Raw genomic sequence first — 23,553 nt, forward strand, 5'->3', positions numbered from 1 at the left:
CGTGTCGATCAACTACCACCGTCCGGCACAAACACGTATCCGAGACCCCAGACGGTCTGGATGAATACGGGCTTGGACGGGTTCGGCTCGATCAGCTTGCGCAGGCGCGAGATCTGCACGTCGAGGCTGCGGTCGAAGGCTTCGTATTCGCGGCCGCGGGCCAGTTCCATGAGCTTGTCGCGCGACAGCGGAATCTTCGGGTGGCGGGCAAACACCTTGAGCACCGAGAATTCGCCGGTGGTGATGGGCACCTGTTCGCCGTTGCGCGTGAGCGTGCGGGTCGACAGGTTCAGCACGTAGGGGCCGAAGGCGATGGATTCGTTTTCCTGGCTGGGGGCGCCGGGATGTTCCTCGGTACCGCGGCGGCGCAGGATCGCGTTGATCCGGGCCAGCAGCTCACGAGGGTTGAACGGTTTGGACAGATAGTCGTCCGCGCCCATCTCGAGACCGACGATGCGGTCGATTTCTTCCGCCTTGGCCGTCAGCATGATGATGGGGGTATTGTCGTGCCCACCGCGCAGCCGGCGACAGATGGACAGGCCATCTTCGCCGGGCAGCATCAGATCCAGCACGAGCAGGTCGAAGTGCTCGCGTTGCCAGAGTTTGCCCATCTCTTTGGCGTCTTCGGCAACGAAAACGTTGAATCCCTGCTCGGACAGATACCGGCGCAGCAGATCGCGCAAGCGCGGATCATCGTCAACGACGAGGATTTTTCGGGTGGGGGTGGTGTTTTGCGTATTCATGGCCGGAAATGTAACAGTGACAAGAACCAGCGGCTAGTGGGCGTTCACAAGATATTACACATTGCGAACCATGGTTGAAATCCCCCTTACATACGGGGCCAATCCCCCGGTATTTCGTACAATCTGCATCTATGGAACTAAACCTGCTGGCTCTGGAAACCTCTTCGTCGCGCTGCGGCGTGGCCCTTTTGCGCGCCTCTGGCGGGCGGCTGGAGGTTGCCGTCCGCGAACATGAAGGCTCCCAGGAGCACGCCGAACGCCTTTTGCCGATGGCCAACGAGCTGCTGGCCGAGGCCGGCCTGGCGCCCGGCGCCCTGCAGGCGGTGGCGTTCGGCCAGGGGCCGGGCGGCTTCACCGGGTTGCGGGTGGCCTGCGGCGTGGCCCAGGGGATGGCGATGGGCCTGGGCATCCCGGTGCTGCCGGTCGTATCGCACCAGGCCGTGGCCGCCCAGGCGGGCGGCACGGCGGACCAGGCCATCGTGGTGGCGCTGGACGCCCGCATGAATGAAGTCTATCTGGCGGTCTATCGGCAGGTGGCGGGCGCCTCCGGCGAGTCCGCCTGGGACACGCTGCAGGCCCCGTTGCTGATCGCGGCGGCCGAAGTGGTGCCCTGGACGGCGCATCATCTGTCCGCCTGGTCGCGCGCCGCAGGCCGCCCGCTGACCCCGCTGCTGGCGGGCGATGCGTGGGAGGCCTACGCGGCCGACATGCCCGTTCCCGCCGACTGGCGCCGCGCCGTCGAGGCGCAGCGGCCCGAGGCGGCCAGCGTGGCGCGGCTGGCCAGCCAGGCCTGGCTGCGGGGGGAGGCGCTGCCGCCGGAGCAGGCCGCGCCGCTCTATGTGCGCGACAAGGTCGCATTCACCACCGCCGAGCGTCAGCGCGGCGAGGGCGGCAATCCCAAGGCCCGCTCGACGCTGGCGCCGCTGGTGCCACAGGCGCTGACCGACGCCGACCTGGACGACGTGGTGGCGCTGGAAGCCAATGTCCAGTCCTTTCCCTGGACCCGCGGCAATTTCGCCGATGCGCTGGCGGCTGGCTATGGCGCCTGGACATTGCGGCGTGATGGCCGGCTGGCCGGGTTCTGTATCTTGATGTTTGCGCCCGACGTGGCCCATCTGCTGGTGATCGCCGTGGCGCGCGACCTGCACCGCCAGGGCCTGGGCAGCCTGCTGCTGGACTGGTGCGAGCAGCAGGCGCGCGAGCGCGGCCTGGATGGCGTGCTGCTGGAAGTGCGTCCGTCCAATACCTCGGCGGTCGCGTTCTACAAGGACCGCGGCTATCTGCAGATCGGCCTGCGGCGGGGCTACTATCCGGCCGAGAAGGGCGGGCGCGAGGATGCGCTGGTGATGCAGAAGCGCCTGGACACGGCGGCGGCCGCGCCCCTGGGAGCGGCGGCGTGACGGCGCCGCATTCCCCGCCGGCATCGGCCGCGCCCCGCGTCAATCCGCTGCAGCGCCTGTGGCTGCGCGAGCTGGGCATGGAGCGCCTGTGGCTGCGGCCCGCGCCCCAGCCGCAGGCCGCGCCCGCTGCCATGCCCCAAGTGCCTGTTCCCAAACAGGAATCGCCCGCCGCGCCGCCCCAGGTGGCTGTTTCCAAACAGGAGTCTCCGGCACCGGCGGTGCCGGCCCGTGATGCCGCTGCGCCGCCGGCGGCCTCGGCGGTTCGCCTGGCCGGCCCTGGCCCGGGCCTGCGCAATGGCCCTCCGCCCAAGCCGGCGCCCAAGGCCGAGGTGGTCACGGACGCCGCCCCGGCGGTGATTCCGGTGGCCGAAGCGGTCAAGAACGCCACCCTGGACGAACTGCGCGAACAGGTGGTGGCGTGCACCGCATGCGGCCTGTGCGGCGGCCGCCGCCACGCGGTGTTCGGCCATGGCGGCCAGCCCACGCGCTGGCTGGTGGTCGGCGAGGCGCCCGGTGAACAGGAAGACAGGCAGGGCCAACCTTTCGTGGGCCGCTCCGGGCAGTTACTGGATTCGATGCTGTCGGCGGTGGGCATGAGCCGCGAGCGCGATGTCTTCATCGCCAACGTCATCAAGTGCCGCCCGCCCGGCAACCGCAATCCCAAGCCCGAGGAAATCGCGGCCTGCAGTCCGTACCTGATGCGCCAGATCGCGCTGCTCAAGCCGGAGCGCATTCTGGTGCTGGGTCGCTTCGCTGCCCAGACGCTGCTGGGCACGGACGCGACCATCGGCAGCCTGCGCGGCCGGGTACACCAGATGAAGACGGAAGAGGGGCGCGAGATCCCGGTGATCGTGAGCTATCACCCGGCCTATCTGTTGCGCAGTCCGGCCGAGAAGGCGCGGGCCTGGCAAGACCTGAAGCTGGCCTCCCGCCAGCTGTAGGCGGGAAAGCCTTTTCCCGACGGCGCCGCCGGCCAGGGCCGCGAGGGCGGCCCCGGCGGGCGATCAGCGGGTGTGCGAGTCCAGCGCGTGGCCGTGGCCTTCCTGGCCGATCTGGTCGTGCAGTTCGGGATTGGCCGCCAGGTTGCGCCGGCTCCAGCGCATGAACACCACCATCAGCACGGCCACCACGGTGCCGAAGATCACGATGATGATGTTGATCGGCAGTTGCAGCCACAGCAGCAGCGTGTACATGGCCACCATCAGCAGGATGTTGAGCTGCTCGTTGAAGTTCTGCACCGCGATCGAATGGCCGGCCGACAGCAGCACGTGGCCGCGGTGCTGCAGCAGGGCGTTCATGGGCACCACGAAGAAGCCCGCCAGCCCGCCCGTGATCAGCAGCAGCAGGTAGACGCTCCAGGGCGCATAGACCAGCGGCATCAGCAGCACCACCAGGCCCATGGCGGCGCCCACCGGCAATACCGACAGGGCGCGGCGCAGCGGGATGCGGCCGGCCAGGATCGAGCCCACCACCGTGCCCAGCGCGGCCACGCCCATCAGCATCGAGGCCTTGTCCAGCTGGTAGCCCAGATGGCTGCGGCCCCATTCGATGACGATCAGTTGCAGCGTCGCGCCGGCGCCCCAGAACAGGGTGGTGACGGCCAGCGAGATCTGGCCCAGCTTGTCCTTCCAGAGCACGCGCACGTAGCCCCAGAAGGTGCGCATCAGCTTGACCGGGTTCTTCTGCTGCGGCGGATAGCGCACGTGCGTGTGCGGGATCAGCAGGTTGCACAGCGCCGCCAGCAGGTAGACGAAGGCGATGACCAGGATGGCGGCTTCGGCCGGCGTATGCACCAGCTTGCCGATGAAGGAGTGCTGCAGCAGCGCGGTGGATACCGTGGTCGAGATCAGCAGGCCACCCAGCACGGTGCCCAGGATGATGGAGAAGACGGTCAGGCCCTCGATCCAGCTGTTGCCCTTGACCAGCATGGTCGGCGGCAGCATTTCCGTGACGATGCCGTACTTGGCCGGCGAGTAGGCGGCGGCGCCGATGCCCACCACGCCGTAGGCGGCGCAGACCAGGTAGGTCTGGTATTCAGGGGCGACGCCGATGCTGGCGTACGAGAACATGAGCAGACAGCCGGCCACTTTCAGGGCGTTGGTCGAGAACATCACCCGGCCCTTGGGGTACGAGTCGGCGATGGCGCCAACGAAGGCGGCCAGCACCACGTAAGCCAGCGCGAAGGACCATTTCATGATCGGGGCCAGCCAGTCCGGGCCGTGCAGTTCCTGTATCAAGGCGATCGCGGCAATGAATAGCGCGTTGTCCGCCAATGACGAGAAGGCCTGCGCGGCCATGACCAGATAGAAACCTCGTTTCAAGAATGTCCCCGTACTTTGACCTGAGCCCGGTCGGTCTGCGTGAAAATTATGCGTCTTGCGAAAAAGTGTCAGCGAGTATAGCCCGTGGCGCGGGTAGGGCTATTCAGCGTTTGCCCGCGGGTTGCGGCAGGTCAGGTGGCGGACGGCAAGGGGGCGGGCTGTCCCCGGCTTGACCGTTGTTCACGTTTGGGGACAGACTGCCTGCGGTATCATACGACCCATCCGCAAGCCGGCCCTCCGTGGGCCGGTTTGCAATGTGTGCGGCAGGTCCGTTAACGCCTTTCGTTCAACCCACCCCGTCGTCATCGTACTGTGCGTCTTACTCAGCTCAAACTCGCCGGCTTCAAGTCCTTCGTCGATCCCACCGTGATTCCCGTGCCCAGCCAGCTGGTGGGCGTGGTGGGACCCAATGGCTGCGGCAAATCGAACATCATCGATGCGGTGCGCTGGGTGCTGGGCGAAGCCAAGGCCTCGGAACTGCGCGGCGAGTCCATGCAGGACGTGATCTTCAACGGCTCGGGCAACCGCAAGCCGGCGGCCCGGGCGTCGGTCGAAATGGTGTTCGACAACAGCGAGGGCCGCGCCGCCGGGCAATGGAGCAGCTACGCCGAGATCGCCGTGCGCCGCGTGCTGACGCGCGACGGCACCAGCAGCTATTTCGTCAACAACCAGCAGGTGCGGCGCCGCGATATTCACGACATCTTCCTGGGCACCGGCCTGGGCGCGCGCGGCTACGCCATCATCGGCCAGGGCATGATCAACCGGCTGATCGAGGCGCGTCCGGAGGAACTGCGGGTGTTCCTGGAAGAGGCCGCCGGCGTGTCGCGCTATAAAGAGCGCCGCCGCGAGACCGAAAACCGCCTCTCCGACACGCGCGAGAACCTGACCCGCGTCGAAGACATCCTGCGCGAACTGAACAGCCAGCTGGAAAAGCTGGAGGCCCAGGCCGAGGTCGCCACCCGCTACCGCGAGCTGCAGGCCGATGGCGAAAAGAAGCAGCACGCGCTGTGGTTCCTGAAGGAAACCGGCGCGCGCGAAGAGCGCGCCAGGAAGGCCCAGGAAATGGCCCAGGCCCAGAACGAGCTGGAAGCCGCCATTGCCGGCCTGCGGGCCGGCGAAGCCGCGCTTGAATCCCGGCGCCAGGCCCACTACGCCGCCAGCGACGCGGTCCACACCGCCCAGGGCGCCCTGTACGAGGCCAACGCCCAGGTCAGCCGCCTGGAAGCCGAAATCCGCCACGTGGTGGATTCCCGCAACCGCCTGCAGGCGCGCCGCGACCAGCTGCAGCAGCAGATTGCCGAATGGAACAGCCAGCGCGAGCACTGCGCCGAGCAGATCGCGCAGGCCGAGGAAGACCTGGCCGCCGGCGCCGCCCGCACCGAAGAGGCGCGGGCCGCCGCCGAGGACGCCCAGGCCGCGCTGCCGTCGGTTGAGCAGCGCGTGCGCGAAGCCGCCTCCGGCCGTGACGAAATGCGTGCCGCCCTGGCCCGCGTGGAACAGAACCTGGCCCTGGTGGCGCAGACCCAGCGCGACGCCGACCGCCAGATGCAGGCGCTGGAGCAGCGCCGTGAGCGCCTGCAACAGGAACTGCGCGAATTGCACAGTCCCGACCCGGTGCGCCTGGAGCAACTGGCCGGCGACCGCGTTGCCGGCGAGGAGCAGCTCGAGGAGGCCCAGGCGGAACTGGCCACTTTGGAAGGCAAGGTGCCGGACGCCGACGCCGAGCGCAGCCGCGCCCAGGCGGCCGCCCAGACCGACGCGCAGAACCTGGCCCGCCTGGAAGCCCGCCTGTCGGCGCTGGTGAAGCTGCAGGAAGACGTGCAGAAGCAGGGCGCGCTGGAACCCTGGCTGGCCAAGCACGAGCTTGCCGGCCTGGCGCGCCTGTGGCAGAAGCTGCATATCGAACCGGGCTGGGAAACCGCCCTGGAAGCCGCCCTGCGTGAACGCATGGCGTCCCTTGAAGTGCGCAGCCTGGACTGGGCCCGAGCCTTTTCCGACGACGCGCCGCCCGCCCGCCTGGCGTTCTACCAGTTGCCGCCCGCGGCGCCCGCGCCGGCGGCGCCGGCGGGGCTGACGCCGCTGGCGAGCCTGCTGCGCATCACCGATCCCGATCTGCGCACGCTGCTCAATGACTGGCTGGCCGGCATCTACACCGCCACCGACCTGGCCCAGGCCCTGGCGACCCGCGCCACGCTGCCCGCCGGCGCCGCCTGCGTGGTCAAGGCCGGCCACCTGGTGGATGCGCACAGCGTGCGCTTCTACGCTCCCGATTCCGAGCAGGCCGGCCTGCTGGCGCGCCAGCAGGAAATCGAGAACCTGCAACGCGAGATCAAGGCGCAGCAGCTGATCACCGACCAGGCCCGCGCCGCGGTTGCCCGCGCCGAAGTGGCCTGGCAGCAGGTGACCCAGGCGATCGCGCCGGCCCGCCAGCGCGTCGCCGAAGTGACCCGCCGGGTGCACGACATCCAGCTGGAACACTCGCGCCTGCAGCAGCAGGCCGAGCAGTCCGGCCAGCACGCCGCGCGCCTGCGCCAGGATCTCGAAGAGATCTCCGCGCACGAAGAAGACCTGCGCGCCACCCGCGAAGAGGCCGAGGCCCGCTTCGAGGCCCTGGACGAGGAACTGGCCGAGCACCAATCGCGTTTCGCCGACGCCGAGATGGACGGCGAGACCCTGGCCGCCCAGGCCGAGGCTGCCCGCGCCCGCCTGCGCGAGCTCGAGCGCGCCGCCCAGGAAGCCGAGTTCGCTGAACGCGGCATCCAGGTCCGCATCACCGACCTGCAGCGCAACCAGCAACTGGCGGCTGACCAGAGCCAGCGCGGCAGCGTCGAACTCGAACAACTGCTGGCCGACCTGGTCGACCTGGACGCCTCGGCCTCCCAGGCTGGCCTGCAGGACGCCCTGGAAGTGCGCGCCGAGCGCGAAGAGGCGCTGTCGCGCGCCCGCCAGGAAATGGAAAACCTGTCGGCGCTGCTGCGTGGCGCCGACGAAGACCGCATGCAGCAGGAGCGCACGCTCGAACCGCGCCGCGCCCGCATTACCGAATTGCAGTTGCAGGAACAGGCCGCGCGCCTGGCCGAAGAACAATTCACCGAGCAGCTCAATGCCCGCGAGGTCGACCGCGAGGCCCTGGCCCAGGAACTGGCCAACCAGCCAGACGAATGGCGCCGCGCCAGCTGGCTGCAATCCGAAGTGACCCGCATCTCGCGCCAGATCGAGTCGCTGGGCTCGGTCAACCTGGCCGCGCTGGACGAATTGAACACCTCGCGCGAACGCAAGGGCTTCCTGGACGACCAGCACCAGGACCTGATGACCGCCATCGAAACCCTGGAAGACGCGATCCGCAAGATCGACCGCGAAACCCGCGACCTGCTGCAAGAGACCTTCAACGTCGTCAATGGCCACTTCGGCGAGCTGTTCCCCAAGCTGTTCGGCGGCGGCGAGGCCAAGCTGACCATGACCGGCGAGGAAATCCTCGATGCCGGCGTACAGGTCATGGCGCAGCCGCCGGGCAAGCGCAACAGCACCATCCACCTGCTGTCGGGCGGCGAAAAGGCGCTGACGGCCACCGCGCTGGTGTTCGCGCTGTTCAAGCTGAACCCCGCGCCGTTCTGCCTGCTGGACGAGGTGGACGCGCCGCTGGACGACGCCAATACCGAACGCTACGCCAACCTGGTCGCCAACATGAGCGAGCAGACCCAGTTCCTGTTCATCTCGCACAACAAGATCGCGATGCAGATGGCCAAGCAACTGATCGGCGTCACCATGCAAGAGCAGGGGGTTTCGCGTATCGTTGCGGTAGACATAGATTCGGCCGTCCAGATGATGGCCTCCGAAGCGGCATAAACCCAATATTCAGAATGGCGCCGGCTTCCTGGCGCGGGATTTACACATGAGTGATTTGCAGATCGGGCTGATTGCCCTGGGCGTCTTGCTGATACTGCTGGTGCTGGGCTTCAACTGGTGGCAGGACCGCCGTGTCCGCCGCAAGATGCAAAGCCATTTCCCCACCTCCGAGCAGGATCCGCTGCTGGGCGCGGGCGCGGCCGCCGCCACGGGGGGCGCGGCCACGCGCCGCGAGCCGGGCATCGGTGATGCGCCCAAGGCGCATCCGGAGCAGCCCAAGCCGGTCGATCCGGGCAGCGACGCCGATGATGCCGAGGAACCCGATCCCGCCTGCGAAGTGGTCATCGAGATCAACTTCGCCGAACCGGTGCGCGGCGCCGACCTGCTGCCCTACATGCAAAGCCTGCGCCACGTGGGCCGCAAGCCCATGCGGGTGTTCGCCGAGACCGACCAGCGCCGCCACCGCGCGCGCGTGCATGCCGGCGAGTCGTATGCCTCGATGCAGCTGGCCGTGCTGCTGGCCAACCGCAGCGGCCCGCTGACCGCCATCGAGTGGTCGCAGGCCTGGGCCCGCGCCCAGGACATGGCCGAGCGCTTCGACGCCACCATCGAGGGCCCCGACCAGCAGGCGGTCCTGGAACAGGCCGCGCGCCTGGACGACACCTGCGCCGCCCTGGACACGCAGGTCGGCCTGACCCTGCTGCTGGGCGCCGCCCAGCCTGCCGCCGAGGTGCTCAACGTGGCCCGCGACGCCGGCTTCGTCGCCGATGGCAACCGCCTGGCCTGGCCGGCCGAGAACGGCGTGGCCCGCTTCACGCTGGCGCGCGCCGACGGCGCCGCCTTCGACGCCGGCATGGGCGGCATCGAACGCCTGTACCTGTTGCTGGACGTGCCGTGCAGCCCGGCCGACAGCCGCGCCTTCGGCCGCATGGTCGACGTGGGCCGTGAACTGGCCGCCCGCCTGCGCGCCGACCTGGTGGATGACCAGGGCAAGCCGTTGGCGGATGGATCGGAAAGCGTCATCGACGAACGGCTGCAGGTGCTGTTCGGCCAGCTCGAGCAGGCCGGCCTGCCCGCTGGCAGCGAGCGCGCCCAGCGGGTGTTTGCATAATGAGCAAGGCCGAAGGGACCCCCGCGGCGGAAACCGCGGCGCGCCTGCGGGCGGAAATCGAGCAGCACAACGTCCGCTACTACGTCTACGACGACCCGTCGATCTCGGATGCCGAGTACGACCGGCTGATGCGTGAGTTGCAGGATCTGGAAGCCGCGCATCCGGAACTGGTCACGCCCGAATCCCCCACGCAGCGGGTCGGCGCGGCGCCGGTTTCGGCCTTCGGCAGCGTGCGCCATGCGGTGCCGATGCTGTCGCTCGGCAACGCCTTCGACGAAGAGGACGTGGTGGCATTCGACCGCCGCGTTACCGACACGCTGCGCGGCGCCGGCCTGCTGGGCCCGGCGCAGCAGGCGGAATATTTCTGTGAACTGAAGCTCGACGGCCTGGCGATCAGCCTGCGCTACGAGGACGGCCGGCTGGTCCAGGCTGCCACGCGCGGCGACGGCCAGACCGGCGAGGACGTCACGTCCAACATCCGCACGATCAAGGCGATCCCGCTGCAACTGAGCGGCCCGGCGCCCAAGGTGCTGGAGGTGCGCGGCGAAGTGCTGATGAACCGCGCCGATTTCGAGAAGCTCAACGCGGCGCAGGCCAAGCGCGACGAAAAAGTCTTCGTCAACCCGCGCAACGCCGCCGCCGGCAGCCTGCGCCAGCTCGACCCGCGCATCACCGCCAAGCGGCCGCTGCGCTTTTTCGCCTATGGCTGGGGCGAGGTGCGCGGCCTGCCGGGCACGCAGAGCGGCCTGTTCGACGAAGCGTCGGCCGGCGCGGCGGATGCCTCGACCCTGCCCGAGAAATCGCATGGCGCCATGCTCGACTGGCTGGCATCGCTGGGCCTGCCGGTCAACGTGAAGCACAACCACCGTGCCACCGGCGCCGAGGGGCTGATGGCCTTCTACGCCAAGGTGGGCGCCCTGCGGCCCGAACTGCCCTACGACATCGACGGCGTGGTCTACAAGGTGGATTCGCTGCCGGCGCAGAAGCTGCTGGGGTTCGTGGCGCGCGCGCCGCGCTTCGCGCTGGCGCACAAATTCCCGGCCGAAGAGGCCACCACCACGCTGCTGGACATCGAGGTGCAGGTCGGCCGTACCGGCGCCATCACCCCGGTCGCCCGGCTCAAGCCGGTGTTCGTGGGCGGCGTGACCGTCACCAACGCCACGCTGCACAATGAAGACGAGATCCGCCGCAAGGACGTGCGCATCGGTGACACCGTTATCGTGCGTCGCGCCGGCGACGTGATCCCGGAGGTGGTGGGCGCGGTGCTCGAAAAGCGTCCCGCCGACGCGCGCGAGTTCGTCATGCCCAAGGCCTGCCCGGTCTGTGGCTCGGCGATCGAGCGCCTGGAGGATGAAACCATCGCCCGCTGCACCGGCGGCCTGTTCTGCGCCGCGCAGCGCAAGCAGACGCTGTGGCACGCCGCCAGCCGCAAGGCCCTGGATATCGAGGGCCTGGGCGAGAAACTGGTGGAGCAACTGGTGGACAGCGGCCGCGTCAAAACGCTGGCCGATCTGTTCAGCCTGCGCCCGCTCGAGCTGGTCGGGCTGGACCGCATGGGCCAGAAGTCGGCCGACAACCTGGTCGAGGCCATCGACAAGGCCCGCGCGCCGGCATTGGGGCGCCTGCTGTTCGCGCTGGGTATCCGCCACGTGGGCGAGACCACGGCGCGCGATGTCGCGCGGCACTTTGGCACCATCGAGGCCATCATGGACGCCGATGAGGACGCTTTGTCCTCGGTGCCCGACGTGGGGCCGGTGGTGGCGGGATCGATCCGCCGCTTCTTCGCCGAGCAGCACAACCGCGATGTGATCGATCAGCTCAAGGCGCAGGGCGTGCAGCCGGTGGCCGAGGCGGTGCCCGAGGACACCACGCTGGCGGGCAAGACGTTCGTGTTGACCGGCACGTTGCCCAACTGGACGCGCGAGGAAGCCTCCATGCGCATCCAGGCCGCGGGCGGCAAGGTCAGTGGGTCGGTGTCCAAGAAGACCGCCTATCTGGTGGCGGGCGAAGACGCCGGCAGCAAGCTCACCAAGGCCCAGGAACTGGGTGTCACGGTACTGGACGAGGACGGGCTCAAGGAACTGCTGGGTTCGTCCTGATCGTGCGGGCCGCGCTGCCGGCCCGCCGCCTGGCCCTGTCGAACAGGCCGTCCGCCCCTGGCGTGCGGCCTGTTTTCATTTCCGGCGCGGCCTTGAGCGTCTCTTGGGCTTGGCGCGCACAAAAAAAACTGCCCGCGCAGGGCGGGCAGTTCTTGGAGGCGGGAACCAGATTTACTGGATCTTGGCCTTTTCGCGCAGTTCCTTCTGGTAGTCGGCCAGGGTTTGCTGGCGCAGCATTTCTTCCAGTTGGGTGCGGACCTGGTCCAGCGGCGGGAATTCGACCGGACGGGTGTCGTCGACCATGATGATGTGCCAGCCGAACTGGGTCTGCACCGGCTTGTCGACCAGTTGGCCCTTCTTGAGCTGGGTCACGGCCTGGGCGAACGGCTGGACGTAGTTGGTGGGAGGAGCCCAACCCAGGTCGCCACCCTTTTCGGCGCTGCCGGGGTCCTTCGAGTTCTTCTTGGCCAGGTCGTCGAACTTGCCCTTGTTGCTCTTCAGCTGGGCCAGCAGGTCGTTGGCGGTTTTTTCGTCTTCGACCAGGATGTGACGGACCTTGTATTCCATCTTGCCGGCCTGTTCTTTCTTGATCTTCTCGTACTCGGCCGTGACCTTGGCGTCCGACACCGGGTGCTTGGCCAGGTAGTCGGCCATCAGGGCGCGGACCAGGATGCCTTGGCGGGCCAGTTCGATTTCGGTCTGGACGTCGGCCTGCTTGGCGATGCCGCCGGCTTCGGCCGCTTGCACGAAGACCTGGCGGTTGATCATTTCCTGCTTGACCTGTTCACGCAGTTGGGGCGAATCGGTGGCGCCCTGGCTGACCAGCAGCTTGACGAATTGATCCAGGCTCTTCTGCGGAATGGCCTTGCCATTGACCGTGGCGACGTTCTGGGCGAAAGCGGGCACGGCGATGACGCAGGCGGCGGCCAGCATGACGATGCGTTTCATGAATATCCTTTTACTTTCTATTTGGGAGCCTGGGCGTCGAGCGCCAGCGCATGAATCGGATAGGGGATCAAATCTTGCAGATGATGATACACCAGCCGATGTCGCGCCACGGCAGTCAGTCCTGTAAAACAGGACGCTACGATATGGACGCGATAATGGCCGGCGCCGTTTTTACTGCCTTCGTGACCGGCATGCAAATGCGAGTCGTCCTGGATGTCCAGGGAAACCGGTTCCAGGACGGCCAGGCGCTCCCGGATCAGGGTGATGCGGTCGGTGGTCTCTGACATGGCGTCGATCGTAAAAGTTCCGGCGCGCGCAGGGCGCGCCATGGGGAGAAAGGGCCGGACACCGTGGCCCGGCCGAGTACGTCAGGCCTTGGGCGGGGTGCCCGCGCCGTCGTCGGCCTGGATGTGCTTGCCGAGCCAGAGGGACTGGCCGATGACGAAGACGATCATCAGGCCCATCAGGCCGAAGGCCTTGAAGCTGACCCACTGGGATTCGGTGAAATGCCCCGAGAACGCCACGTAGAGATTGATGGCGCCGGCGAACAGGAAAAAGCCGGCCCAGATCAGGTTGAGCTTGTCCCAGGCGGCGTCCGGCAGCTGGATCTGCTTTTCCATCAGGCGGCGGATCAGGTTGCGGCCGAACAGCAGGCGCGCGAACACCAGCGCGCCGCCGAACAGCCAGTACAGCACCGTCGGCTTCCACTTGATGAAGACGTCGCTGTGCAGCCAGATGGTGGCGCCGCCGAACACCAGGATCACGGTCAGGTTGATCCAGTGCATGGCTTCGGTCGGCCGGCCGGTGACCTTGAGCCAGACGATCTGCAGCACCGCCGCCGCCATGGCCACGCCGGTGGCCACGAAGATGTCCGTGAACCGGTAGGCCAGGAAGAACAGGAACAGCGGAAAGAGGTCGAACAGGAACTTCTTCATTCTTCTGTGGGTTCGAACGTCATCGACAGGGAATTGATGCAATAGCGCAGCCCGGTGGGCTCGGGCCCGTCGGGGAAGACATGCCCCAGGTGCGCGTCACAGACGTTGCACAGCACCTCGGTGCGCACCATGCCGTGGCTGGTGTCGCGTTCTTCGCGCACCAGTTCCGGGTCGAGCGCCTGGAAGTAGCTGGGCCAGCCACAGCCAGCGTCGAACTTGGTGTCGGACGCGAACAGCGCGGTGCCACAGCCCACGCAGCGGTAGATGCCCGGGGTGAAGGTATTCCAGTAGCGCCCGGTGAATGCGCGTTCGGTACCCTTTTCGCGGGTGACGACGTATTCTTCCGGGGACAGCTGGGCCCGCCATTCGGCGTCGGTTTTGCGTACTTTGTCCATATCAGCTCTTGGAGTCCCGATGCCCGAAATGGTTCGGGCATAATCCCGCCCCATGTTAATCGAGTTTGACCAGGCGATTGTATCGACGCCCCAGGCGGAAGTGTTGCGCGGGGTGAGCGTGGCGCTGGCCGGACGCCGGGTCGGCATCGTCGGTCCCAATGGCGCCGGCAAGAGCACGCTGGCGCGGCTGGTCAATGGGCTGGTGCTGCCGACCTCCGGCTGCGTGCGGGTTGGCGGCCTGGATACGCGGCATGAATTGAAGGCGGTGCGCCGCCAGGTCGGCTTCGTATTCCAGAACCCCGAGAACCAGATCGTCTTTCCGATCGTGCGGGAAGATCTGGCGTTCGGCCTGAAGCACCTGGAGCCGGATCGCGTCCAGCGGGAGGCCCGCATCGAGGCCGCGCTGGCGGCCCTGGGCGTGGCGCACCTGGCGGATCGCACCAGCCACACCCTGTCCGGCGGCGAGCGCCAGCTGGTGGCGCTGGCGGCGGTGCTGGTGATGCGGCCGGGGCTGGTGGTGTTCGACGAACCCACCACCCAGCTGGACCTGCGCAACCGCAACCGGGTGCGCGATGCCATCGCCGCCATGCCGCAGGACGCCATCGTGGTCAGCCACGACCTGGCGCTGCTGGAAGACTTCGAGCGGGTGCTGGTGATCCAGGACGGCGCCATTGCCGCCGACGACGAGCCGGCCGCCGCGCTGCGCTGGTACCGGAATCACTGCGCGTGATCGAGCCCCTATATATTCCCGGCGACTCGCCGCTGCACCGGCTGCCCGCCGGCCTGAAGCTGCTGGCGCTGGCCGCGGCCGGCGCCGGATTGTTCCTGGTGCGCGATCCCGCCCTATTGGCGGGCGCCTGCGCGGTCGCCGGCCTGCTGCTGTGGTGCGCCGGCGCCACGCCCGGCGGCGTCTGGCGCCAGGTGCGCGGCCTGGTCTGGGTGTTGCTGGCCGTCGGCGCGTTCACGGCCTGGTTCCAGGGCTGGCGCGAGGCGCTGGCGGTACTCCTGCGTATCGCCGCGATGGTCGGGCTGGCGCTGGCGGTGACGCTGTCGACCCGCAGTTCCGACCTGATCGCCGTGTGCGAGCGGGTGCTCATGCCGTTGCAGCGCATTGGCCTGCTGGACGCCGGCAAGGTGTCGCTGGCGCTGGCGCTGGCCCTGCGCTTCGTGCCCGAGATCTGGCGCAATTTCCACGAGATCCGCGAGGCCCAGGCGGCGCGCGGACTGGGCGCCAACCCGGTGGCGCTGATCGTGCCGCTGGTGGTGCTGACACTGAAGCGGGCGCAGGAAGTGGCCGAGGCCATCGACGCCCGCAGCCTGTGACTGTCCCTCTTCATCCCTGATTCCCTGTCCCACTAGATAGAAAGGGCATTGCCATGAAATCCAACAATACTGTGCTGGTGGCGCTGTTCGCCGCGCTGATCGTGGTGCTGAGCCTGATTCCGCCGATTCCGCTGCCGGGCATCCCGGTGCCGATCACGCTGCAGACGCTCGGTGCCATGCTGGCCGGCGCCATGCTGGGGCCGGGCCGTGGCGCGCTGGCCTGCCTGCTGTACCTGGCGCTGGCGGCCATCGGCCTGCCGGTGCTGCCGGGCGGACGCGGCGGTCTGGGCGCGTTCTTCGGGCCGACCGGGGGCTTCCTGGTCGGGCTGGTGGCCGGGGCATTCGTGACCGGCTGGCTGGCGCGGCGCCTCTCGGGTAGGGCGACGGGTTTCGGCGGCCAACTGGCCGGCGCCGCCATTGCCTGCGTGCTGGGCGGCATCGCGGTGGTCTACGCTTTCGGCGTGCCCTGGCTGGCAACGGTCACCAAGATGGGGCTGGCCAAGGCGGCGACGGCGGTGGTGGTGTTCGTGCCCGGCGACCTGATCAAGGCCGCGCTGGCCGCGTGGGTGGCGACGCGGGTCGAGCGGGTCTGGCCCATGCGCGGTCAGTGAGTTTCGCGCCGGGGCGGGGCCAAGGGAATCCCCCAACTGACGCCCGAAGGGCTTTCAAGTACAAGTTCGCCATTAACGAATGCGTTTGCTGGATCGCGGTTTCCGTAGCACATCAGGGATTTACCGTAGTTGCGCGAAGTCATCTGATACTGTTTTAACCCTATAATATTTTTTTCTGTATAACTTTAACTAGGCTCGCTTCCGCCTCGTCCGGGGCACAAAAGAGCCACCACAGGAGACAAAACATGCGCAAGCACTTCGGCTTGTCCGCGGCCGCCGCCGCCGTTGCCCTGACCCTGCCGCTGCTGGCCAGCGCCCAGGTCAAGGTGGGCGTCACGGTGTCCAGCACCGGCCCCGCCGCGTCGCTGGGCATTCCCGAGCGCAACACGGTCGCGCTGCTGCCCAAGGAAGTGGCCGGCCAGAAGATCGAGTGGATCGTCCTGGACGACGCCACCGATACGACCCAAGCCGTCAAGAACTCGCGCAAGCTGGCCTCCGACGACAAGGTCGACGTGCTGATCGGCACGTCGGTCACGCCGGGCTCGCTGGCCATGGTGGACGTGGCCGCCGAAGCCAAGGTGCCGATGATCAGCGTGGCCGCCAGCGCCAAGATCGTCGAACCCGTGGACGACAAGCGCCGCTGGGTCTTCAAGACCCCGCAGAACGATGCCCTGATGGCCGGCGCGCTGGCCGATGCCATGGCCAAGTCCAAGGTCAAGACGCTGGGCTTCATCGGCTTTGCCGACGCCTACGGCGACGGCTGGCTGGACGTGATGCAGAAGGCCGCCAAGGCCAAGGGCATCGAGATCGTCTCCATCGAGAAATACAGCCGCACCGACACCAGCGTCACGGGCCAGGTGCTCAAGCTGATCGGCGCCAAGCCCGACGCCATCCTGATCGCCGGCGCCGGCACTCCGTCCGCGCTGCCGCAAAAGGAGCTGAAGGCCCGCAACTACGGCGGCACCATCTACCAGACCCACGGCGCCGCCAACAACGACGTGCTGCGCGTCTGCGGCAAGGACTGCGACGGCATGTACCTGCCGGCCGGCCCGCTGCTGGTCGCGGCCCAGCTGCCCGACAGCAACCCGGTCAAGAAGTCGGCCCTGGCCTACGTCGAGACCTACGAGAAGGCCAACGGCGCCGGTTCGACCAACACCTTCGGCGGCCACATGTGGGATGCCGGTCAGTTGGTCGTTGCCGCGCTGCCCGCGGCCCTGAAGACCGGCGCCAAGCCGGGCACGCCGGAGTTCCGCGCCGCCATGCGCGACGCCCTGGAAAACGTCAAGGACCTGGCCGCCTCGCAAGGCGTGTTCAACATGTCGCCGACGGACCACGCCGGCTTCGACGAGCGTTCGCGCGTCATCGTCAAGGTCGAAGGCGGCAAGTGGGTCTACCAGCCCGGCCTGTAATCTCCCTGGATTGCCCGATCCAAGGGCGCCCCTTGCGGGCGCCCCATGCTTCGCACCGGCCTCTCCGGCCGGTGTGTCGTATCAGTGTTCCGGGCGGGGTCGGAACACCAAGAATCAATAAGGTTGTTAGATGGATTCCTCAATTGCGCTGATTCTGCTGCAAGACGGTATCGTCAACGGCGCCATCTATGCCCTGCTGGGCATGGCGCTGGTGCTGGTGTTCGCCGTTACGCGCGTCATTTTCATTCCCCAGGGCGAGTTCGTGGCGTTCGGCGCCCTGACGCTCGCGATGCTGGTGGACGGCAAGGTGCCCGGCACCGCCTATCTCCTGCCGCTGCTGGGCGTGGTGTGCCTGGCGCTCGAGCTGCTGCGCGCGCTGCGGACCCGCAGCGCGGCTGGCCTGCCCAAGGCCGTGTTGACCTGTCTCGTCGTGCCGCTCGCGTTGCTGTGGCTGACGACCACCTATACCGCCGCCGGCAATTCGCTGTGGCTCAACATGCTGCTGACGCTGCTGCTGGTGATCCCGATGGGCCCGATGGTCTATCGCATCGTCTACCAGCCGCTGGCCGAGGCCACCGTGCTTGTGCTGCTGATCGTGTCGGTGGCGGTGCACTTCGCGCTGACCGGCCTGGCCCTGGTGTTCTTCGGCGCCGAAGGCTGGCGCACGCCCGCGTTCGTGAGCGGCCAGGTCGACCTGGGCTTCACCACCTGGTCGGCGCAGAGCCTGTTCGTGGTCGCGACCTGCGCGCTGCTGATCATCGCGCTGTGGCTGTTCTTCGGCAAGACGCTGTACGGCCGCGCGCTGCGCGCCACCGCCGTCAACCGCCGCGGCGCGCGCCTGGTGGGCATCAGCACCACCATGTCGGGCAGCCTGACCTTCACGCTGGCCACCGCCATCGGCGCCATGTCCGGCATGCTGATCGCGCCCATCACCACGGTCTACTACGACACGGGCTTCCTGATCGGCCTGAAGGGCTTTGTCGGCGCCATCATCGGCGGTTTGGCCAGCTACCCCGTGGCGGCCGCCGGCTCGCTGCTGGTGGGCGTGCTGGAATCGTTCTCGTCCTTCTGGGCCAGCGCCTACAAGGAAGTGATCGTCTTCACCTTGATTATCCCGGTTCTGGTCTGGCGTTCGTTCAGCACCCATCACGTGGACGAAGAGGAGTAAACGCCATGAACCGCATTCTGCTTGCCGTCTTTATCGTCGTCCTGGCGGGGCTGCCGCTCTTGCCTGTCACGCCCGAGTTCTGGGTGACGCAATTGAACTACATCGGGCTGGCCAGCCTGGTGGTGCTGGGGCTGGTGCTGCTGACCGGCGTCGGCGGCCTGACCTCGTTCGGCCAGGCCGCGTTCGTCGGCCTGGGCGCGTACACCACCGCCTACCTGACCACGCAATACGATGTGTCGCCGTGGCTGGCGCTGCCCGCCGGCCTGATCCTGACCGCCGTGGTGGCCTACCTGCTGGGCGCGATCACGCTGCGCCTGTCGGGCCACTACCTGCCACTCGGCACCATCGCCTGGGGCCTGTCGCTGTACTTCCTGTTCGGCAACCTGGACTGGCTGGGCAAGCATGACGGCATCGCCGGCATCGAGCCCATCAGCATCTTCGGCATGTCGCTGGCCAGCGGCCGCCACATCTACTACCTGATCTGGGTGTTCGTGCTGCTGGCGCTGTGGGCGACCCGCAACCTGCTGAACTCGCGTCCGGGCCGCGCCATCCGCGCGCTCAAGAGCGGCGCCGGCATGGCCGAGTCGATGGGCGTGAACACGGCCGCCTACAAGGTCGTGATCTTCGTCTGGGCCGCGCTGCTGGCCTGCGTCTCGGGCTGGCTCTACGCGCACATGCAGCGCGCCGTCAGCCCCAGCCCGTTCGGCATCAACTACGGCATCGAGTACCTGTTCATGGCCGTGGTCGGCGGCGCCGGCTACGTCTGGGGCGCGCTGCTCGGCTCCAGCGTCATCCTGGTGCTGAAGGACCAGCTGCAGAACCTGCTGCCCAAGCTGCTGGACACCAACGCCAACTTCGAGATGATCGTCTTCGGCGTGCTGCTGATCCTGATGCTGCAATACGCCCGCAACGGCCTCTGGCCGATCCTGGCGGGCTGGTGGGGCAGCCTCACCGGCGCCGATGGCTCGCGCCGCAATCTGGCCCCGCCCAAGCCGGCGCCGGCGCTGCCGCTGCGCGCGCGGCCGCAAGCCGGGCAGGTGGTGCTGGAAGTGGATGCCATCCGCAAGGAATTCGGCGGCCTGGTCGCCGTCAACGACATCAGCTTCAAGGTCCGCTCCGGCGAGATCATGGGCCTGATCGGCCCCAACGGCGCCGGCAAGAGCACCACCTTCAACCTGATCAGCGGCGTGTTGCCGGTGACTCGCGGCAAAGTCACCTTCATGGGCGAGCGCATCGACAGCCGTTCGGCGCGCGAGATCGCCAAGCTGGGCGTGGGCCGCACCTTCCAGCACGTGCAGTTGCTGCCGGGCATGACGGTGCTGGAAAACGTCGCGCTGGGCGCACACCTGCGCTCCGACGTGGGCGTGTGGGCGGGCGCCCTGCACACCGACCGCGCACGCGAGGCGCAACTGCTGCACGAGGCCGCCGAGCAGATCAAGCGCGTCGGCCTGGGCGAATACCTGTACGAACAAGCGGGCAACCTGGCGCTGGGCCAGCAACGCATCCTGGAAATCGCGCGGGCCCTGGCCAGCGATCCGGTGCTGCTGTTGCTGGACGAGCCGGCCGCCGGCTTGCGCTACAAGGAAAAGCAGGACCTGGCGCGCGTGCTGGAACAGCTGCGCGCCGAGGGCATGAGCATTCTGCTGGTGGAACACGACATGGATTTTGTGATGCGCCTGACCAACCACCTGGTGGTGATGGATTTCGGCACCAAGCTGGCCGAAGGCGTGCCGGCCGAGGTGCAACAGAACCCGGCGGTGCTGGAAGCTTACCTGGGCGGCATCGACGACGACCTGCCCGAAGCCGACCAGGCCAAGCCGGTGTCCGCGGGAGGCGTGCAATGACGACGTCCAAACCCGTTCTTGAAGTCAGCAACCTGTCGGCCCGCTACGGCAAGGTCGGCGCGCTGGCCGGCGCCACGCTGACGGTTCCGGCCGGCAGCATCGTCACGGTGATCGGCGCCAACGGCGCCGGCAAGTCGACCATGCTGAACGCCATGATGGGATCGCTGCCGCAGACCGGCCACGCGGCCGGCTCCGTGCAGTACGCGGGCACCGATGTGTCGAGCTGGCCGGTCGAGCGCCGCGTCGCCGCTGGCATGTCGCTGGTGCCCGAGCGGCGCGAGCTGTTCGGCAGCATGTCGGTCGAAGACAACCTGCTGCTGGGCGGTTTCCGCCGCTACCGCGCCCGCGAAAGCGGCTGGCGCGACACGCTCAACGAAGTCTTCGACCTGTTCCCGCGCCTGCGCGAACGCCGCGCCCAGCAGGCCGGCACGCTCTCGGGCGGCGAGCGCCAGATGCTGGCGGTCGGCCGCGCGCTGATGGCCAAGCCGGCGCTGCTGATGCTGGACGAGCCCAGCCTGGGCCTGGCGCCGCGCATCGTGCGCGAGATCTTCCACATCATCGCGCGCCTGCGCGAGACCGGCGTGGCGATCCTGCTGGTGGAACAGAACGCGCGCGCGGCGCTGCAGGTGGCCGACTACGGCTACGTGCTCGAGACCGGCGAAGTCATCCTGCACGGTCCGGCGCGCGAGCTGGCCGGCGATCCCAAGGTGATCGAGAGCTATCTCGGCCTGGGCAAGGGCGCGGAGCAGGCCGAGGCCTGATCCCCGCCGCGAGGCGGACGTGTCAGTCCGCCTCGCGCTTGAACACCTCGACCACCCGGAAGCGCTCGCACACCAGCAGCATGTCTGGCGCGTAGCCGCCATTGCGGTCGAAGTAATCGATGTGTCCGGATCGCCAGGCGTCGTAAGGGCCTTCGCCCTCGGCCACGGCGAAGGCTTCGTCCACTTCGTCAAAACGCTGGATGACGACGCTGATCGTCTCGATGGCGCAGGCCGGGCGGCCGCGGCCATCCAGTACCACGTCGCGTCGGCCCGGCTCGGGCACCGGTTCCTTCTCGTCAAAGTCGCGCAGCGCGCCGCAGGTCGCGGTCTTGGCGCCCGACAACACCAATGCCAGCAATTCATCGGCCAGCTCGGGCGAATCGCCGAACTGGAAGGTCACGGCGTTCTCGTAAGGGGCGGGCGGTTTCATGCCGGCAGCGTCCAATGCAGAATCAATTCCTGGCCCATCGCGGGGTCGGAGGTGGAGGGAGCGCCGGTTTCGATGCGTCCTGCCAGGCGGCGCAGGAAGCCGGGCGCGTCGTCGGCGCGCACGCTGAAGTCGTACCAGCCGCCGCTGGCGGCCAGGTCCCAGGCCAGGGTGGCGCCGACGCCGGGTGCGAGCGCCGGTTCGTGGTGGCCGGCGTAGCCGTAGGCGTTGGCTTCGACCTGGAAGCCGCGCGGCAATGCGCCCGGGTTGTGCAGTTTCAGGCGCAACGTCGGCCCGGCGGCATCGCAGATGGCCTCGACCGATAGCGGCTCGGCGTCCGCGTGCAGCCGGCCCGCGACATGACGATGGAAGCCATTGGGGCCGAGCAGCCAAAGATCGTAGCGGCCGTCGTTGCCCGTCACCGGCCAGCTCGCTTCCAGATGCTTGCCTGCCTCGAGGGTGTAGCGGCGCGGGCCGTCCTCCAGGCGCAGGCGGTCGTACACATGCAGCACGGCGCCGGCGGCGCCGCTGTTGTCCATGCGCAGCGCGATGCTTTCCTTGCCGGCGCTGGCCTGCACCGACAGCGCATAGGGCAGCGCGCGCGACGGGCGGGTGCCGGCCGCCTGCCGCGCCAGGGCGGGCCGTTCGGGCGCGGGCGGGGTGACGGTGCCAGGCAGCGCGGCGGCCTGGGCCGCGCGCGTGGCGGTGGCCGGCAGGCCACGGGTCAGGTCGGCCTCATCGGGCGTGGCGAAATCGAAGATCGAGGTCAGGTCGCCGCAGACCGCGCGGCGCCACGGCGAGATGTTGGGTTCGGCGACGCCGAAGCGGCGCTCGACGAAGCGCAGCACCGAGGTGTGGTCGAACACCTCCGAGTTGACCCAGCCGCCCTTGGTCCAGGGCGACAGCACGTACATCGGCACGCGCGGCCCCAGGCCATAGACGCCGTGCAGGTGGGCGGCCGTATCGTCCTTTTCGGCGCCGGTGACGATCTCGTGGTATTCGCCGGCGGTGTCCACGGTGGACGCGCCCGCCAGCCTGCCGTCAGGGCCGCGCGAGGGGGGCGCCGGCGGCGGCATGTGGTCGAAGAAGCCGTCGTTCTCGTCGAACATCAGCAACAGGACGGTCTTGCTCCAGACCTCGGGATTGGCGGTCAGCGCGTCCAGCACCTTTGCCGTGTAGTCCGCGCCCTGCGCCGGGCTGGAAGGGCTGGGGTGCTCGGAGCCGGCTTTGGTGGCGCAGATCCACGACACCTGCGGCAGCGTGCCATCCAGCACGTCCTGGCGCAACTGGTCCAGGCCGCGGGTGGTCAACGCCTTGTCCTTGAGCGCGGCCAGCGAGCCCGGCACGCCGTGGTAGGCGTCGCGGTAGGCCTTGAAGCCCGCGGTCGGATTGAGCGAGTAGTTGTCCGCCATGTCCTGGTAGATGCGCCAGCGGATGCCGGCGCGTTCCAGCCGCTCGGGATAAGTGGTCCAGGTGTAGGCGCCGGCGGGATCGCCGCCGCCCAGCTTGTTGTAGGTGTTGCCCAGCGCCGGGCCGTGGCCGCGGCCCAGGCCGTCGTTGGTGCCGCTCCAGACGAACAGGCGGTTGGTGTTGGTGCCGCCGGTGAACGAACAGTGATAGGCGTCGCACACGGTGAAGGCGCGCGCCATGGCGTACTGGAACGGCATGTCGGCCTCGGTGTAGTACGCCATCGAATGGTTCTTCTTGGCGGCCGGCCATTGGCCCATGCGGCCGGCGTCCCAGGCGTCCTGGGCGTTGGACCAGGTGTGCGGCGTGCTGGCCACGCGCATGGCCTCGTAGGCCGCGCCGGTGTCGAGCCGGAATGGCAGCACGCTGCGCGGCGCGCCCTCGTCGGGGCGGCCGTTGTACTGCGCCCAGACCGTGCGGCGTTCGAAGTCGGGACTGGCGGGCACCGGGATCGGAAAGCGGTCGCCGAAGCCGCGCACTCCGGCGAGGCCGCCGAAGTAGTGGTCGAACGACCGGTTTTCCTGCATGAAGATGACGATGTGCTCGACGTCTTCAATCGTGCCCTTGCGGCGGTTGGCGGGAATCGCCAGCGCGCGGCGGATGGAGGCCGGCAGCAGCGCCAGGGCGCTGCTCGCGCCGGCGATCGCGGCGCCGCCGCGCAGGAACTCGCGTCGGGTTTGCATGCGGGATCTTCCTTGTCATGCGGCGCCGCCCGAAATGGGCGGCGTGCTCCGCCGCGCCGCGG

Annotated in this window: 20 protein-coding genes; 12 read left to right on the plus strand and 8 right to left on the minus strand. The window is 68.2% G+C overall.

Going from position 1 to position 23,553, the window contains the following annotated elements; all coding sequences use genetic code 11:
* Positions 1–8: 8 nt before the first annotated feature.
* Positions 9–743, minus strand: coding sequence for a response regulator transcription factor RisA (risA, locus tag HV742_RS00755; protein WP_003813882.1), 735 nt, complete (start codon positions 741–743; stop codon positions 9–11).
* A 131-nt stretch (positions 744–874) separates the two neighbouring features.
* Here risA and tsaB point away from each other — a divergent pair, with 131 nt between their 5' ends.
* Together tsaB and HV742_RS00765 are read left to right on the plus strand one after the other, a co-directional pair.
* The gene (gene tsaB, locus HV742_RS00760; protein ID WP_054419440.1) at positions 875–2,143 is read left to right on the plus strand and encodes a tRNA (adenosine(37)-N6)-threonylcarbamoyltransferase complex dimerization subunit type 1 TsaB; all 1,269 of its coding nucleotides are present in this window, start codon (positions 875–877) and stop codon (positions 2,141–2,143) included.
* A complete protein-coding gene (locus tag HV742_RS00765) occupies positions 2,140–3,084 on the plus strand; it encodes a uracil-DNA glycosylase (RefSeq protein WP_175144303.1) in 945 nt (314 codons plus the stop codon). The genes tsaB and HV742_RS00765 overlap by 4 nt, the downstream gene beginning before the upstream one ends.
* Before the next feature lie 63 nt (positions 3,085–3,147).
* Here the strand turns inward: HV742_RS00765 and lplT are convergent, their stop codons facing one another.
* Entirely contained in the window at positions 3,148–4,464 is a 1,317-nt protein-coding gene (gene lplT / locus HV742_RS00770) for a lysophospholipid transporter LplT (protein ID WP_049072079.1), read from the minus strand.
* A 312-nt stretch (positions 4,465–4,776) separates the two neighbouring features.
* On the opposite strand from lplT, the gene smc reads away from it, so the two are divergent.
* Genes smc through ligA form a run of 3 tightly spaced genes read left to right on the plus strand, consistent with a single transcriptional unit; the run spans position 4,777 to position 11,520 of the window.
* Positions 4,777–8,310 (plus strand): chromosome segregation protein SMC, encoded by a 3,534-nt coding sequence (smc, locus tag HV742_RS00775; protein WP_059269513.1) that lies wholly within the window; start codon positions 4,777–4,779, stop codon positions 8,308–8,310.
* A gap of 46 nt (positions 8,311–8,356) precedes the next feature.
* Complete coding sequence (locus HV742_RS00780) at positions 8,357–9,421, plus strand: cell division protein ZipA C-terminal FtsZ-binding domain-containing protein (protein ID WP_049072083.1); 1,065 nt, start codon at positions 8,357–8,359, stop codon at positions 9,419–9,421.
* On the plus strand, positions 9,421–11,520 hold the full coding sequence (gene ligA / locus HV742_RS00785) for an NAD-dependent DNA ligase LigA (protein WP_175144304.1): 2,100 nt from the start codon (positions 9,421–9,423) through the stop codon (positions 11,518–11,520). Before HV742_RS00780 ends, ligA begins: the two co-directional genes overlap by 1 nt.
* Positions 11,521–11,691: 171 nt before the next feature.
* Here ligA and HV742_RS00790 read toward each other — a convergent pair whose 3' ends face one another.
* From HV742_RS00790 to msrB, 4 genes are all read right to left on the minus strand, one after another.
* On the minus strand, positions 11,692–12,468 hold the full coding sequence (locus HV742_RS00790) for a peptidylprolyl isomerase (protein ID WP_006389239.1): 777 nt from the start codon (positions 12,466–12,468) through the stop codon (positions 11,692–11,694).
* Between the two features lie 17 nt (positions 12,469–12,485).
* The gene (locus HV742_RS00795) at positions 12,486–12,755 is read right to left on the minus strand and encodes a BolA family protein (RefSeq protein ID WP_054419473.1); all 270 of its coding nucleotides are present in this window, start codon (positions 12,753–12,755) and stop codon (positions 12,486–12,488) included.
* A gap of 81 nt (positions 12,756–12,836) precedes the next feature.
* Complete coding sequence (locus tag HV742_RS00800; protein ID WP_049072089.1) at positions 12,837–13,403, minus strand: septation protein A; 567 nt, start codon at positions 13,401–13,403, stop codon at positions 12,837–12,839.
* Positions 13,400–13,798: a peptide-methionine (R)-S-oxide reductase MsrB gene (msrB, locus tag HV742_RS00805; RefSeq protein ID WP_054419447.1), complete on the minus strand. Its 399-nt coding sequence runs from the start codon at positions 13,796–13,798 to the stop codon at positions 13,400–13,402. The genes HV742_RS00800 and msrB overlap by 4 nt, the downstream gene beginning before the upstream one ends.
* Positions 13,799–13,850: 52 nt before the next feature.
* On the opposite strand from msrB, the gene HV742_RS00810 reads away from it, so the two are divergent.
* The 7 genes from HV742_RS00810 to HV742_RS00840 all read left to right on the plus strand — a co-directional run bounded on the left by HV742_RS00810 (position 13,851) and on the right by HV742_RS00840 (position 20,914).
* Entirely contained in the window at positions 13,851–14,528 is a 678-nt protein-coding gene (locus HV742_RS00810; protein ID WP_063584795.1) for an energy-coupling factor ABC transporter ATP-binding protein, read from the plus strand.
* The gene (locus HV742_RS00815) at positions 14,525–15,121 is read left to right on the plus strand and encodes an energy-coupling factor transporter transmembrane component T family protein (RefSeq protein ID WP_054474946.1); all 597 of its coding nucleotides are present in this window, start codon (positions 14,525–14,527) and stop codon (positions 15,119–15,121) included. Before HV742_RS00810 ends, HV742_RS00815 begins: the two co-directional genes overlap by 4 nt.
* 53 nt (positions 15,122–15,174) lie before the next feature.
* On the plus strand, positions 15,175–15,732 hold the full coding sequence (locus HV742_RS00820; RefSeq protein WP_175144305.1) for a biotin transporter BioY: 558 nt from the start codon (positions 15,175–15,177) through the stop codon (positions 15,730–15,732).
* Between the two features lie 245 nt (positions 15,733–15,977).
* A complete protein-coding gene (locus HV742_RS00825; protein WP_049072095.1) occupies positions 15,978–17,141 on the plus strand; it encodes an ABC transporter substrate-binding protein in 1,164 nt (387 codons plus the stop codon).
* A gap of 130 nt (positions 17,142–17,271) precedes the next feature.
* A complete protein-coding gene (locus tag HV742_RS00830) occupies positions 17,272–18,309 on the plus strand; it encodes a branched-chain amino acid ABC transporter permease (protein ID WP_026382592.1) in 1,038 nt (345 codons plus the stop codon).
* A 5-nt stretch (positions 18,310–18,314) separates the two neighbouring features.
* Positions 18,315–20,153 (plus strand): branched-chain amino acid ABC transporter ATP-binding protein/permease, encoded by a 1,839-nt coding sequence (locus tag HV742_RS00835; RefSeq protein ID WP_006389248.1) that lies wholly within the window; start codon positions 18,315–18,317, stop codon positions 20,151–20,153.
* The gene (locus HV742_RS00840) at positions 20,150–20,914 is read left to right on the plus strand and encodes an ABC transporter ATP-binding protein (RefSeq protein WP_006389249.1); all 765 of its coding nucleotides are present in this window, start codon (positions 20,150–20,152) and stop codon (positions 20,912–20,914) included. The genes HV742_RS00835 and HV742_RS00840 overlap by 4 nt, the downstream gene beginning before the upstream one ends.
* Positions 20,915–20,936: 22 nt before the next feature.
* Here the strand turns inward: HV742_RS00840 and HV742_RS00845 are convergent, their stop codons facing one another.
* Complete coding sequence (locus HV742_RS00845) at positions 20,937–21,344, minus strand: ASCH domain-containing protein (RefSeq protein ID WP_054419457.1); 408 nt, start codon at positions 21,342–21,344, stop codon at positions 20,937–20,939.
* Positions 21,341–23,491, minus strand: coding sequence for a phosphocholine-specific phospholipase C (locus tag HV742_RS00850; protein WP_059269520.1), 2,151 nt, complete (start codon positions 23,489–23,491; stop codon positions 21,341–21,343). The genes HV742_RS00845 and HV742_RS00850 overlap by 4 nt, the downstream gene beginning before the upstream one ends.
* Positions 23,492–23,553 lie beyond the last annotated feature (62 nt).

This window comes from Achromobacter ruhlandii, from assembly GCF_902859695.1.
GTDB classification, from domain to species: domain Bacteria; phylum Pseudomonadota; class Gammaproteobacteria; order Burkholderiales; family Burkholderiaceae_B; genus Achromobacter; species Achromobacter ruhlandii.

Coding starts and splice junctions, on each gene's coding strand:
- tsaB (WP_054419440.1), top strand. CDS start 875: ATGGAACTAAACCTGCTGGCTCTGGAAACCTCTTCGTCGCGCTGCGGC.
- HV742_RS00825 (WP_049072095.1), top strand. CDS start 15,978: ATGCGCAAGCACTTCGGCTTGTCCGCGGCCGCCGCCGCCGTTGCCCTG.
- ligA (WP_175144304.1), top strand. CDS start 9,421: ATGAGCAAGGCCGAAGGGACCCCCGCGGCGGAAACCGCGGCGCGCCTG.
- HV742_RS00820 (WP_175144305.1), top strand. CDS start 15,175: ATGAAATCCAACAATACTGTGCTGGTGGCGCTGTTCGCCGCGCTGATC.
- HV742_RS00810 (WP_063584795.1), top strand. CDS start 13,851: ATGTTAATCGAGTTTGACCAGGCGATTGTATCGACGCCCCAGGCGGAA.
- HV742_RS00835 (WP_006389248.1), top strand. CDS start 18,315: ATGAACCGCATTCTGCTTGCCGTCTTTATCGTCGTCCTGGCGGGGCTG.
- HV742_RS00840 (WP_006389249.1), top strand. CDS start 20,150: ATGACGACGTCCAAACCCGTTCTTGAAGTCAGCAACCTGTCGGCCCGC.
- HV742_RS00800 (WP_049072089.1), bottom strand. CDS start 13,403: ATGAAGAAGTTCCTGTTCGACCTCTTTCCGCTGTTCCTGTTCTTCCTG.
- risA (WP_003813882.1), bottom strand. CDS start 743: ATGAATACGCAAAACACCACCCCCACCCGAAAAATCCTCGTCGTTGAC.
- HV742_RS00790 (WP_006389239.1), bottom strand. CDS start 12,468: ATGAAACGCATCGTCATGCTGGCCGCCGCCTGCGTCATCGCCGTGCCC.
- HV742_RS00780 (WP_049072083.1), top strand. CDS start 8,357: ATGAGTGATTTGCAGATCGGGCTGATTGCCCTGGGCGTCTTGCTGATA.
- HV742_RS00830 (WP_026382592.1), top strand. CDS start 17,272: ATGGATTCCTCAATTGCGCTGATTCTGCTGCAAGACGGTATCGTCAAC.
- HV742_RS00795 (WP_054419473.1), bottom strand. CDS start 12,755: ATGTCAGAGACCACCGACCGCATCACCCTGATCCGGGAGCGCCTGGCC.
- msrB (WP_054419447.1), bottom strand. CDS start 13,798: ATGGACAAAGTACGCAAAACCGACGCCGAATGGCGGGCCCAGCTGTCC.
- HV742_RS00850 (WP_059269520.1), bottom strand. CDS start 23,491: ATGCAAACCCGACGCGAGTTCCTGCGCGGCGGCGCCGCGATCGCCGGC.
- HV742_RS00845 (WP_054419457.1), bottom strand. CDS start 21,344: ATGAAACCGCCCGCCCCTTACGAGAACGCCGTGACCTTCCAGTTCGGC.